The organism is Rothia sp. BD8, from assembly GCF_044878465.1.
Lineage (GTDB): Bacteria > Actinomycetota > Actinomycetes > Actinomycetales > Micrococcaceae > Rothia > Rothia kristinae.
Map to the genome: position 1 here is coordinate 148782 of NZ_JANJES010000004.1, position 13296 is coordinate 162077.

The window sequence follows — 13296 nt, forward strand, 5'->3', positions numbered from 1 at the left end:
GGTCACAGCCCCTTCGGTCGGGCGACTTCTTCGAAAACGCGCGCCACCCAGTCCACGGTCAGCGCGAGCAGCGCCACCAGGAGGGACCCGGTGATCAGCACGCGGTTCAGGGCCAGGTTCACCCCGGTGGTGATGAGCAGGCCGAGTCCGCCGCCGTCGATGAACGTGCCGAGGGTGGCGGTGCCGACCAGCAGCACCAGCGCGGTGCGGATCCCGGCGAGCATGACCGGAACCGCCAGGGGCAGCTCCACCTTGAGCAGCACCGCCGCATTGGACATGCCCATGCCCCGGGCGGCCTCGATGACCCGCGGGTCCACGGCGTCCAGGCCCACCATGGTGTTGCGCAGCACCGGCAGCAGCGCGTAGAAGATCAGCGCGAGCACCGTGGCCTTGAAGCCGAAGCCCAGCCAGAAGGCCAGCAGCACGACGATGCCCACGGGCGGGGCGGCCTGGCCCATGTTCGCCACCGCCAGGACGGGGGTGTTCAGCTTCCGGAAGGGCCGGCGGGTCAGCAGGATCCCCAGGGGGATCGCGATCACGAGCACCACGACGGCGGAGACCACCGTGAGCTCCAGGTGCTGCCAGGTCAGATCCCACAGGTTCGCGGGGGCCAGGGTGACCTGCTCGGTCTTGGACAGGTCCGCGTTGAGCAGCCAGATGACGATGCCGATGAGGAAGGCGGCGATGACCAGCGGCTGCGCGATGAGCCCCTTCCAGGAGCGCCGGTCCGTGCTCTGAACGGTCTCGGTGTCGCGGCTCACCGCGCCTCACCTCCCGCGTTCCACGGCTCCCCGCCGCCGGACGGGGCGGGATCCGAGGCCGCGGCATCCGCGTCCGCCGCGGCAGGACCCTCATCGGTCTCCTGTCCCGGCAGCCGGGAGATCTCCCCGGTGTTGTTGCCCACCGGGGCGCGCTCGGCCGGGTCGAAGCGGCGCAGCTCCCGGATGGAGTTCATGACGGTCTCCACGGTGATCACCCCGCGGAAGCGGCCGCGCGGGCCCTCCACCAGGGCCGCGCCGGTGGAGGCGACGAGCATGGTGTCCAGAGCGTCGTTGAGGGTGGAGCGCAGGGAGACCAGCGGCAGGTTCTCGTCCCGCTCGACGGGCAGGGAGGAGAGGCGCCGCAGCTGCTCGCGGGAGAGCCAGGCCAGGGGCCGCTCGCGTTCGTCGAGCACGACGGCGTGGTTCTGCCGGCCCTTCTCCACCAGGTCCAGCAGCTGCACCGCGCTGTCCCCGGCGCGTCCGGTGATCGCCTCGAGCAGGTCCACGTCCTCCACGCGGGCCAGGCCCAGCTGCTTCAGCCCGGCGCCGGAGCCGATGAAGTTCTCCACGAACTCGCTGGCGGGTTCGGCGAGGATCCGCTCGGGGGTGTCGTACTGGACGATCTGCGCGCCTTCGTCGAACACGGCGATCCAGTCCCCGAGCTTGACCGCCTCATCGAAGTCGTGGGTCACGCACACGATGGTCTTCTGCAGCTCGTTCTGGATGTTGATCAGCTCGTCCTGCAGACGCTGACGGGTGATGGGGTCCACGGCGCCGAAGGGCTCGTCCATGAGCAGCACGGGCGGGTCGGCGGCCAGGGCGCGGGCGACGCCCACGCGCTGCTGCTGCCCGCCGGACAGCTCCCGGGGGTAGCGGTCCCGGTAGGTGTCCGGGTCCAGGGAGACCAGGTCCAGCAGCTCGTCCACCCGCTCGGCGATGCGCCGCTTGTCCCACCCGAGCATCTTGGGTACCAGGCCGATGTTCTTGGCCACGGTCATGTGCGGCAGGAGCCCGCCGGCCTGGATGACGTAGCCGATCTGGCGGCGCAGCCTGTCCCCGTTCATGCGGGTGACGTCCTGCCCGTCGATGACCAGACGCCCCTCGGTGGGTTCGATGAGCCGGTTGATCATCTTCAGGGTGGTGGTCTTCCCGCACCCGGAGGGTCCGACGAACATGACGGTCTGCCCGGCGGGGATCTCCAGGGTCAGGTGGTCCACGGCGGCCTTGCCGGAGCCGTAGCGCTTGGTCACGTTCTCGATGAGGATCTGCGCGCCCTTCTGCCGGGTCTGGGACCCGGTGTCCTTCCGGGCGGCGTCGGGCGTGGCGGTGGTGGTGTGCTCAGACACGGATACCCCTTGAGGTGGTCAGGCGGCCGATGAGGACGAGGATGAGATCGAGGATCAGGGCGAGGATCATCACGGCGATGACGCCGGTGACGACGGACTCCAGGGAGTTGGCACCGCCCAGCCGGGACAGGCCGGAGAAGATGTAGGTGCCGAGCCCGGGTCCGAGGACGTAGGCGGCGACGGCGGCGATGCCCATGGTCATCTGCGCGGAGACCCGCATCCCGGCGAGGATCACGGGCCAGGCCAGGGGCAGCTCCACACGCAGGAAGGCGGCGGTCCGGCCCATCCCGATGCCGCGGGCGGCCTCCACGGTGGCCCGGTCCACCCCCGCCAGCCCGACCACTGCGTTGCGCAGGATGGGCAAGACGGCGTAGAAGGTGATGACCACGACGGCGGGCAGGACGCCGAAGCTCAGGGGGATCACGAGCAGGCCGATGAGGGCGAAGGAGGGGATGGTCAGGCCGACGGCGGTGACGTTGTTGGCCAGGGAGGTCAGGCTGCGGCGTCGGTAGCACAGCGCGGCCAGGGCGACGGCGATGACCGTGGCGAGCAGGAGGCATTGGACCACCAGGCTCAGGTGCTGCCAGCTGGCGAACAGGATCTGCCCCCACCGTTCGCGGACGAAGTCGATCATGGGATCCTCGGGTGATGACGGGTACGTGGGGCGGCGCACGCCGTCCCGGGGTCACCTTCCAGAGTAATCAGCTTGCTGATAAAGACAACTCCGACCCGCCGTGTGACACTCAGGCGTCGACGGCGGGCCGGAGGCATCTGCGCCGGTCAGGGACCGAATCGGCGGAGATCTACGACCCGGAGGAGGCGGAGGCGCTGGGCTCGAGGCGCTCCGCCGCGGGGCCCCACGGGGTGTAACCGGTGAGGTCCTCCGAGGAGTCTCCGTACGCATCGGCGGCGAAGGACCAGTCATCGTCCTGCCAGGTCAGCGGCAGAGCGAAGGAGATCTCGTGGTGGGCGCCCTGCGCCTCCATGCTGTACGCCACGCTGATGACGGCCCGATCCTCCGAGTAGGACTCGACCTTGTATCCGGCCACCTTCATGCTCTCGATGATCTGCTTCGTCTCGGTTCCCCGGTAGGTGTCCTCCAGCCTCTGGAAGTCCTCGGTGATCTTGTCCCGGTCGGCGCCGGTGGCGTGCTCCTGCGTGAGCTTGTTCACCTCGTCGGCGTCGAAGCTCATGATCACGGAGATGAAGTCGGCGCTGGCCACGAGCGCGCCCTCCGGGGAGTGGCGGTAGCAGGTGCCGATGCCGTCCTTCTCCTCGGCGGGTCCGAGGTCCTCGGACTTCGGCGTGGAGGGGCGCCCATCGTGCTCCACCCACTCCACCTCCGGGGCGGAGTCGATGGTCGTGGCCTCGGAGGCCTCCTGCTGGCAGATCGGCTTGTCCTCGGTGGGCGAGGCCGAGGCGTCGGCGTCGGTGGAGCCTCCGGCGCCGCAGCCGCTCAGCGCGAGCATGCCGATCGCCGCCAGACCCGCGGTCCTCATGAGGTGCTTGTCCATGTCGGTCCCCCTCGGGATCGGCCCGCGTGGCGTGAGCCGGGCGGTATCGAGTGATGATGCTCACCATCCTAGGTGAAGCGGGGCGCCGATGCTCCGCGGCTCCTCGCCGGCGGGAGCCGCGAGCCGCCGACCTCAGGCGATCAGCCGGGCCAGGATCTCCCGGGCGGGAGCCGATCGCACCCAGCCCACCCCGGTTCCGGCCCACAGGTTCACGGCCTCCGGATCGCCCGCGCGGCGGGCGGCCGCGCGCAGCGGGGCGGTCAGATCGTTCACCTCGGGGTACCCCGTGATCTCGTGGTCGGCCAGCTCCCGGGTGAAGCGGTTGGCCAGGGCCCGGGCGGGTCGCCCGGAGAAGGCGCGGGTCACCGCGGTCTCCGGGGGCCGGCCCGCCGCGGCGTCCGCGGCGGCGCGCAGCAGAGCATCCCGGTGCACGGGGCCGGTCCCGGCCTCGGCGGCGGCGGCGAACAGGGTGCCGATCTGCGTGGCCGCCGCCCCGGCCTCCAGGGCGGCGCGCACGTGCTCGGCGGTGCCGATGCCGCCGGCCCCGATCAGCGGCAGGTCCGTCACGCGGCGCACGGCGCGCAGCAGCTCCGGCAGCTCCTCCTGCCCCAGCGGCGCGTCGGCGGCCAGGGTTCCCCGGTGGCCCCCGGCGCGGTGGCACTGCACGATCAGCGCGTCGGGCTCCAGCGCCGCGGCGCGCCCGGCCTCCGCGGCGCTGGTGACGGTCAGCGCGGTCCAGGTGCCGACGCCGCGCAGGCGGGCGAGGACCTCGGGGCCCGGAAGGCCGAAGGTGAAGCTCACCGCGGGCACCGGGTCCGCCAGCAGCAGCTCCAGCTTGGCCTGCCAGCGGTCATCGGAGTATCCGGGCAGCTCGGCGGGGGCCTGCACCCGCCAGCGGGTGCGCCAGGGCTGCAGGACGCGGGAGTATTCCGCCAGCTGGGCGGGATCGGTCCGGTGCCGCTCCGGGACGAACAGGTTCACGCCGAAGGGCGCCTCGGTGAGCCCGCGCAGGGTGCGGATCCGCTCGGCCAGGGCCTCGGGTGCGAGGTATCCGGCCGCGAGGAATCCCAGGCCCCCGGCGTCGGACACGGCCGCGGCCAACTCAGGGGTGGAGGGGCCGCCGGCCATGGGGGCCTGGATGATGGGGTGGGGCAGTCCGGCGAGGTCGAGCATGTCCCCGAGTCTAGATCGTCGAGGGTTCCGGGGCGGAGCTGGCGCAGCGGCGGCCTGGGTGCTCGGTCCGGAGCAGGACGGCGACGCCGAACAGCCCCAGCAGTGCAGGAACGGCGAGCACCAGGAGGATCCGGTCTGCCCCGGACAGGGCGGCGGAGCCCAGAGCGACGGCCGCGACCCCGGCGGCGCTGCCCATCTGCCGGGCCGCGTTGAACACCCCCTGACCGCGCCCGCGTACCGCCTCGGGCACGTCGGAGACGGAGACGGCCGTCAGCAGCACGGCCGCCACGTCGTTGCCGAACCCGCACAGCGCGCAGCCGAGCAGCACGAGTCCGGAGAGGCCGAGGCGGCAGCCGGCGCCCACCGCCGTCAGACCGGCCAGGAGCAGCAGCAGCCCGGTGGCCGCCCGGCGGGGTCGGGGCCAGGAGGTCAGCACGCGGGCGGCCGCCAGGGAGCCCGCGATCGCGGCGAGCGCCTCCAGGGCGTACCCCTGGACGATGACCCGCTGCGCGTCGGGCAGAAGGTCCCGGATCACGAAGGGCACGATCATGAACTGCCCGTAGAAGGCGGCGTTGAGGAACAGCGCGCACGCGGTGACGCGGCGGAACCGGCCGTGGTCGAACAGGGACAGCACGGGCCGTCCGCGCCGGCGGTCCAGGCGCAGACCCAGCCCCACGAGGATCGCGGCCGCGACCGCCAGCAGGAGGGGCAGGGCGATCGGCTGCTCGGGCAGCAGCTGCGCGGCGGCGATGCCCGCTCCCAGTCCGAGGGAGAGCACGGCGGCCGCCGTTCCGACCCCGTCCCGGTCGGCCCTCGGATCGCGGCTGGTCGCGCCGGGGAACGCGGCGGTGGGCGGGATGGCCACGAGCAGCACCAGGGCCGTCGCGCAGACGGGGAGGTTCATCCAGAACACACTGGGCCACCCCCAGCGGGCGGCGAGCGCACCGGCCAGCACGGGACCGGCCGCGGCGGCCACCCCGGAGATCGCCGACCAGATGCCCAGCACCGCCGCGAGGCGCCGCTCGGCGTACAGCCCCGCGATGAGGGACAGGGATGCGGGCACCATGGCCGCGGCCCCGACGCTCTGGACCACTCGCGCCAGGATCAGGGCGAAGGCCCCCGGGGCCGCGGCGCACAGTGCGGAGCCGATGCCGAAGATCACCAGCCCCAGCAGATGGGTCCGCCCCGGGCCGATCCGATCCGCGAGGGCGCCGCAGGGCATGAGCAGCACCGCGAAGCCCAGCAGGTAGGCCGCGGCGATCCACATCCCGGCGGAGCTCCCGTCGCCCAGGTCCGCGACGATGCCCGGCAGGATCGCGGCCACTGCCGTCGTATCCAGCAGCACCACCGTGAATCCCAGGCAGGCGCCGAGGAATCCCAGGTGGCGGCGCATCAGCGGGCGAACTCCGCGCAGGCTCTGGTCTGCTCGGTGAGGCTGTTCACCATCCGGTAGAGCTCCTGGGTCGCCCAGGGCCCCACGCCGCCGATGACACCGAGCATGTGCCGCCTCCCCAGGATCCATTCGCTGGGCTATACGCTACACGGCTGTCGTCTCGCACACACCAGGTCGGCCGCGGCCGCCAGACCCGTCAGGGCGGTCAGCGCGAAGCCGACGCCGCAGACCCCGGACCAGCCCCACCGGTCCCACGCCCACACCCCGGCCGCCGAGCCGACGGCGGCGCCGACGAAGTACACGGTCATGTACACCGAATTCAGCCGGGCGCGGGCCGAGGGCTCCAGCGCGTAGACGGCGTTCATCGACAGGATGTGGATCAGCTGCAGTCCGCCGTCCGCCACGGCCATCCCGACGCAGAACCACACCACGCTGCCCCCGCCGAGGACGAAGGCACCCCACCCGGCCGCCAGCAGCGCCACCCCCACCCCGGTGCCGCGCTGGACGAGACCGCGGTCCGTGAGGCGCCCGGCCCACTGGGAGGTCAGGGTCCCGGCCAGCCCCGTGAGGCTGATCAGGCCGATCGCCGCCGGGCCCAGCCCGAAGCCGGGGCCGGACAGCAGCAGCGCGGTGGTCGCGAAGACCGCGGAGATCGAGGCGAAGGAGAACCCGGAGGCCAGGGACCGGGTGCTCAGCCGCGGATGGGTGCGCAGCAGCCGGGCCATGGAGGCGAACAGCCCGAGGTAGGTGGGCGGGTCCTGCGGACGCGAGGGCGGCAGCGTGCGCCACAGACCCAGGGCCACCAGGACCATCAGCAGCGCGGCGACCCGGTACACGAGGGTCCACCCGCCCAGCTCGGCGAGCAGGCCGGCCACCGCGCGCGCCACCAGGATCCCTGCCAGCAGGCCGCTCATCACGGTCCCGACGGCGCGCCCCTCCCGCCCGGGCGGGGCCAGCAGCGCCGCGTAGGGCACGAGGACCTGTGCGGCCACGGAGAACAGCCCGGCCGCCCCCACCCCGAGCAGGAACACCCCGAAGACGGGGGCGAACCCCGCGGCCAGCTGCCCGGCCGCGGTGAGCAGGATGAGCCCGACGGTCAGCCGACGCCGCTCCAGCAGATCGCCCAGCGGGGTGATCAGCAGCAGGCCGACGGCGTACGCCACCTGGGCGACGGTCACGGAGCCGGCCGCCGCCGCCTCGGACACGCCGAGGGTCTGGGCGATGCGGTCCAGCAGGGGCTGGTTGAAGTAGTTCCCGCCCGCGCACAGTCCCGTGGCCAGGCACATCAGGAGCAGCAGGGTCCGGGTCAGCCGTGGGGCGCCCTCGACGGGGCTGCCGGGGGCGGGGTTCGCAGCGGGCACCGTCACATCCTACGGCGGGACCCGCCGCACCGGATGGGGCCCGGGACCGACGTCGGGATCAGGATTGCTCGACCCAGGTTCGCTGGGTCACCGAATCCCACTTGATGGTGTAGCCGCCGGAGAAGCGCTGGTGCATCTCCCGGCCCACGCGGTACTCGTTGGTCACGGGGTAGCCGTAGCCGCGCTCGTAGCCGGCCCGGGACCAGGTCGCGCCGATGCCGCCGTACTCCTTGATGTAGTGCGTGCCGGTGCTGGAGCTCCACATGACCTTGGTGTACCGCCCGTCCTTGACGAAGCGCTGGTAGCGGCCGCCGTCCGCGGCGGGGGCCTCGGCCATCACGGGGGTGCCGAAGCCCGCGGTCCCGCCGAAGTTCCGCCAGGTCACCCCGATCGCCCCGTACGGACTGTAGGCGGCCGCGGCCTGGGGCTGCACCTGGGCCGCCGGGACGGTGACCGCACCGCCGGCCACGGTGGTGGTCGCATCCGCGGGGGCGCCGCCGTTGGCATAGCCGTAGAGGTTCACGGTGCCCAGCAGCCGCCACGGCTGGCCGGTGCGCTGCAGGGAGCCGTCCGCGTAGGTCAGGGCGATGCCGATGACCTCGGCCTTGGGGCTGGTGATCGCGGCGTTGTGGGCGGCGGAGGTCTTCCACCACGCCAGCAGCTGGTTGACGTCGCTCTGATAGGACAGGGCGATGACCTCGTTGACGTGGGTCCAGCGCCCGGCCCGGGAATCCGTCATGAACTGGTCGGTGTGGTAGAAGCTCTCGTCGCGCACCTGGGCATCCGAGTGGGCCTGTTCGATGTTCGTGAGGGTCTGGGAGTACCGGACCGGTTTCAGGCCGAGGGAGCGGCGGTAGGAGTTGATGGAGTCCAGCAGCTTCTGCTGGTCCGCGGCGCGCTGGGCGGCGGAGACCTGCACGATGTCGGACTGCGCGGCCTGGGCGACCGGCGCGTCGGCGAGCTGCCCGGTGGCGAAGGTCCCGGCCGCCAGCGCGGTGACCAGGGCCGCGGCGGTCAGCGGGCGGGTCCCGAGCGGGCGGCGGCCCCGGTGGGCCCGGGGACCGCGGCGGGTGCTGTGCTGGGGGACGTACCGACCGGCGCGGGAGGATGCGGTGGTGCTGTTCACTCGAAGGCTCCTGGGTGAGGTGACGGGATCTCCCGCACCCTCGGCTGTGATGCCGGAGACTCGCGGGCACCATGGAGTCTATAGAGGAAACGTCACGAATCTGACCGTCCAGACCAGAATGTTCACCGTTCCGTGATATTCGAACACGCGCCTTCCCCGGCGCGACCTGCGCGGTCGCTCCGCAGATGGTTGCATCCGGCGGGCTCCGGGGCGGAAATTCTCAGCTGATCTTCGAAGACCGCGTCCCTCAAACACGGCGCACGTCGCGGGATCGGCACCGGATCGCCGCTGGACCGGCGCACCATCACCGGCCGGCGGCCTCGCGCTCCAGGTCCTCCTCCAGCAGCGCGTGGACGTCGTAGCCGCCGTGATCCGCTCCCGGCACGGTCTGGAAGCGCGCGCGGGTGAACCCGGCGTCCCGATACTGCCGCCACCCGGCGCGTCCGGCCGTGGTCCCGGACCAGCCCTGCGGATCGTCCTGGGCCGGCACATCCTCGGTGCCCTCGTGCCAGGTCAGGGCCATGCCCTTCACGGCGGCGCTCGGGGCGGTCGGGAAGCCGTCGCCTTCGCCCCCGCCGACGATCGTCGCCCCGCCGCCGCGGATCCACCCGGAGTCCCGGGCCAGCGCCTCGTCCGTGATGAAGTCGGCCCCGCCGGAGTATCCGGTCAGCCACAAGCGGGAGGCGTCCAGGTGCTCGGTGCGAAGCAGGTGCCGGGCCAGGGCCCGGAACCACGCGCCGTCGTCGCGCTGCCGCAGCCACCAGGTGATCTGATCATCTGGGTTCTCCGCCTCCTCGGCCTCCGGGGAGAGCACCGGGACCAGCACCAGGTTGCGGCGGTTGACCTCCGCGGCCATCGCGCGGATCTGCGCCCCGTACGGGTTCCAGAACCAGGCGTCCTCCCCGGTGCTGTCCCCATCGAAGAAGAAGGCGACCCCCACGGGGCGGGAGCGGTCCACCCCGCCGTCGAGCACGTGGTACCGGCTGGTGCGCTGCCCGTCGGAGAAGTCCTGGAAGTACCGTCCCTGCGCGTCGTCCTGGGCGCGGGGCCGCACCACGGCCGCGACCAGGATCAGCGCCGCCGCGAGGAGCAGGACGCCGACCGTGCGCAGCATCCGCCGCCCGCGCACCGCACCCATATCCCGAGACCGCCTACCGAGCGTCCCGGCTCCGACGGGCCGCCGGACGCTGCGGGACCACCGGGTTCAGGCCGGTGTATCCCTCCCGCTGCGCGGCGATCTCCAGGACCCGTCCGCGCACGGCGAACCAGCCGAGGATCAGCAGGGGGATCAGCAGCAGGGCCGCGCCGAGGGTCCAGGTGCCCACCGGGTAGTCCCGGGCGATGAGCACCACCACCCCGGCGAGGAACGCCAGAACCAGCCAGTCCGTGAAGGGCGCACCGGGCATCCGGTAGCCGGGGATCCGGTACCGGCCGGCGCGGGTCAGGCTCCGGAAGCGCAGATGGCAGGCGATGATCGCGACCCACGTGGACATGATGCCGATCGAGGCGAAGTTCAGCACGATCTCGAAGGCCTGGGCCGGCACCAGGAAGTTCAGCACCACCCCCACCATCGCCACGGCGGCGGTGAGCACGATCCCGCCCCACGGCACCCCGGAGCGGGTCAGGTGCCGGGCGAAGCGCGGAGCGGAGCCGGCCATCGCCATCGAATGCATGATCCGTCCCGTGGAGTACAGGCCCGCGTTCAGGGAGGACAGGGCGGCGGTGATGACCACCAGCTGCATGATCGGACCGGCGGCGTCCACGCCGATGCTGGAGAAGAACGTGACGAACGGGGATTCATCCGCGGAGTAGGCGGTGTAGGGCAGCAGCAGGCACAGCAGCAGCACCGAGCCGACGTAGAACACCGCGATGCGCAGGATCACCGTGTTGATGGCCTTGGGGATGATCCGCTCGGCGTCGCGGGTCTCCCCGGAGGTGGTGCCCACCAGCTCGATGCCGGCGTAGGCGAAGACCACGCCCTGGGTGATCAGCAGCGCGGGCAGCACCCCGCGGGGGAACAGCCCGCCGTGGTCGGTGATCAGGCTCAGTCCCGAGGGCTGGTCGTTGGGGGTGCCGGTGAAGACCATGATCACCCCGACCACCAGGAAGATCACCAGGGCCGCGACCTTGATGAGCGCGAACCAGAACTCCATCTCCCCGAAGACCTTCACGGAGATGAGATTGGCGGCCACCACGACGGCGACCACCGCGAAGGCCGTGACGCCCTGCGGGATCGCGGCGACGGCCTCGGAGTAGCGGCCGAACCAGGCGACGTAGATGGCGATGGCGGTGGAGTCCACGATCGCGGTGGTGGACCAGAACAGCCAGTACATCCACCCGGAGACGTAGGCGGCCTTCTCCCCGAACAGCTCCCGGGCGTAGGAGACGAAGGAGCCGGAGGAAGGCCGGTGCACCACCAGCTCGCCGAGGGCCCGCAGGATGAGATAGCCCATGAATCCGCACACCGCGTAGATCAGGGCCAGGGAGGGCCCGGCCTGCTCCAGGCGCCCGCCGGCCCCGAGGAACAGGCCGGTGCCGATGGCCCCGCCGATCGCGATCATCTGCAGCTGACGCGGGCCGAGGCCCTTCTGGAAGCCGCTCTGCTCCTCATGGAATCCTCCGGGGGCGGGGTCGGCGGTGGCCGTCGGGGAGCCGACGGGCTCCGGGGAGGCGGTGGATCCGGCCTCGTGCGCGGTGGGGTGGGTCATGTCGGTGCGGTCCGTCTCCAGGGGAAGCGCGGGACCGGCGGGCCCCGCGGAGCGGGACGAGCCGCGTCGGGCTGGCGCCGGCCGCGGCTCGTCCTCGGGTCGTGATGTCGTTCTGGGGTCGTAACTTACACCACGCGGCTGTGAGCTGGGGACCTAGCGGGGATCCTCATCCAGCAGCTCGGCCTGCGGGATGCGGGCCTGGGCGGCGTCCTCGATCTCCCGCAGCTCCGTCTCCCTGACCGCCTCCACGCTCGGCGGGATGGCGGCGATAGGGAAGACCCCCGTGATCCCGGCGCGCTCGGCGGCGATGTGCGCGACCCGTCCCCGCACCGCGAACCAGCCGATGAACAGCAGCGGCACCACGATCACGAGGAAGGACCCGAGGGTCAGGGTGACCACCGGGTAGTCCACGGCGATCAGCACGATCACCACGGCCAGGAAGACCAGGGTCAGCCAGTTGGTGTACGGGGCGAGGGGAGCCCGGTAGCTGGGTCGGGAGTACAGGCCCTTCCTGGTCAGGGAGACGAACTTCTGGTGGGACAGGCTGATCGTCGCCCACGCGGCGATCGTGCCCAGCGCGGAGAGGTTCAGCACGATCTCGAAGGCGTCCGAGGGCACGAAGTAGTTCAGCACGACCCCCAGCAGGGCCACGGCCGCGGTCAGCAGGATCCCGCCGAAGGGCACCCCGGACTTGGTCATCATCGCCGCGAACTTCGGCGCAGACCCGGCGTGGGACATCGAGTTCAGGATGCGCCCGGTGGAGTAGATCCCGGCATTGAGCGAGGACAGCGCCGCGGTGATGACCACCAGCTCCATGATGGGCCCGGCCGCGCCGACGCCGATGCTGGAGAAGAACGTGACGAACGGGGACTCGCCCTTCTTGAAGGCGGTGTAGGGCAGCAGCAGGCACAGCAGCAGCACCGAGCCGACGTAGAACACCGCGATGCGCAGGATCACCGTGTTGATGGCCTTGGGGATGATCCGCTCGGCGTCGCGGGTCTCCCCGGAGGTGGTGCCCACCAGCTCGATGCCGGCGTAGGCGAAGACCACGCCCTGCACGATCATCAGGGTGGCCATGCCTCCGGCGGGGAAGATGCCGCCGTGGTCGGACATGAGGTGGAATCCGGTCTCGGAGCCGGTGGGCGAGCCGAAGATGACGAAGCAGATGCCCGCAATCAGGAAGATCACCAGCGCGGCGACCTTGATCAGGGAGAACCAGAACTCCATCTCCACGAAGACCTTCACGGAGATCATGTTGGTCACGACCACCAGCACGACCACGGCCAGGGCCACCGCCCACTGCGGGATCGCCGCGACGAAGGCGCTGTACTGGCCGAACCAGTGCACGTAGATGGCGATGGCGGTGGAGTCCGCGATCGCGACCATCGCCCAGTTCATCCAGTACAGCCAGCCGGAGACGAACGCGGCCTTCTCCCCGTAGAACTCCCGGGCCTAGGAGACGAAGGAGCCAGAGGAGGGCCGGTGGCAGACCAGCTCCCCGAGGGAGCGCAGCATGAGGTACCCGAAGAAGCCGCACACGGCGTAGGCGATGAACAGGGACGGGCCGGCGGAGGCCAGGCGCCCGCCTGCGCCGAGGAACAGGCCGGTGCCGATGGCCCCGCCGATGGCGATCATCTGCAGCTGGCGCGGACCGAGGCCCTGGTGCAGCGCGTCGTCCTCAGGGGCGATGGTGGCTTCGGTTCCGTGGCGCAGCGCCTGCGGATCCTTGGGTGAGGCGGTCAGAGACATGGGTGGTGAGCCCTTCGAGCGGGGAGCTCCCCGAGGGTGCGCGCGGTGCGTCGTCGGCATGGGCGTCGGCGGGATCCGCACGCGGGGAGATCCGGGTGGAGAACCGTCGGACGCCGCGGCCGGTGGCCCCGGTGACGGGGCCGCGGTCCGCGGCGTCGTGAACGA

At 71.8% G+C, this 13296-nt stretch carries 10 protein-coding genes and 1 pseudogene; all 11 read right to left on the reverse strand.

Translation table 11 applies throughout. The features are described 5' to 3' along the window. Positions 1-2 precede the first annotated feature (2 nt). Positions 3-761: an ABC transporter permease gene (locus NQ707_RS04885; protein ID WP_058731051.1), complete on the reverse strand. Its 759-nt coding sequence runs from the start codon at positions 759-761 to the stop codon at positions 3-5. Next, positions 758-2107: an ATP-binding cassette domain-containing protein gene (locus NQ707_RS04890; protein WP_081101549.1), complete on the reverse strand. Its 1350-nt coding sequence runs from the start codon at positions 2105-2107 to the stop codon at positions 758-760. The genes NQ707_RS04885 and NQ707_RS04890 overlap by 4 nt, the downstream gene beginning before the upstream one ends. After that, entirely contained in the window at positions 2100-2741 is a 642-nt protein-coding gene (locus NQ707_RS04895) for an ABC transporter permease (RefSeq protein ID WP_058731050.1), read from the reverse strand. Before NQ707_RS04895 ends, NQ707_RS04890 begins: the two co-directional genes overlap by 8 nt. A 169-nt stretch (positions 2742-2910) precedes the next feature. After that, the gene (locus tag NQ707_RS04900; RefSeq protein WP_279752095.1) at positions 2911-3621 is read right to left on the reverse strand and encodes a hypothetical protein; all 711 of its coding nucleotides are present in this window, start codon (positions 3619-3621) and stop codon (positions 2911-2913) included. Between the two features lie 132 nt (positions 3622-3753). Continuing rightward, the gene (locus tag NQ707_RS04905; protein ID WP_129357956.1) at positions 3754-4794 is read right to left on the reverse strand and encodes a nitronate monooxygenase; all 1041 of its coding nucleotides are present in this window, start codon (positions 4792-4794) and stop codon (positions 3754-3756) included. Positions 4795-4804: 10 nt separating this feature from the next. After that, entirely contained in the window at positions 4805-6187 is a 1383-nt protein-coding gene (locus NQ707_RS04910) for an MFS transporter (protein WP_404434983.1), read from the reverse strand. Between the two features lie 137 nt (positions 6188-6324). Next, entirely contained in the window at positions 6325-7548 is a 1224-nt protein-coding gene (locus tag NQ707_RS04915; protein ID WP_207483665.1) for an MFS transporter, read from the reverse strand. A gap of 58 nt (positions 7549-7606) precedes the next feature. After that, positions 7607-8674 (reverse strand): CAP domain-containing protein, encoded by a 1068-nt coding sequence (locus tag NQ707_RS04920; protein WP_404434984.1) that lies wholly within the window; start codon positions 8672-8674, stop codon positions 7607-7609. Between the two features lie 304 nt (positions 8675-8978). Then, positions 8979-9812 (reverse strand): hypothetical protein, encoded by an 834-nt coding sequence (locus tag NQ707_RS04925; protein WP_058731387.1) that lies wholly within the window; start codon positions 9810-9812, stop codon positions 8979-8981. A 13-nt stretch (positions 9813-9825) separates the two neighbouring features. Further along, complete coding sequence (locus NQ707_RS04930; protein ID WP_404434985.1) at positions 9826-11382, reverse strand: amino acid permease; 1557 nt, start codon at positions 11380-11382, stop codon at positions 9826-9828. A gap of 153 nt (positions 11383-11535) precedes the next feature. Beyond that, positions 11536-13131, reverse strand: a pseudogene (locus tag NQ707_RS04935) (amino acid permease). Positions 13132-13296 lie beyond the last annotated feature (165 nt).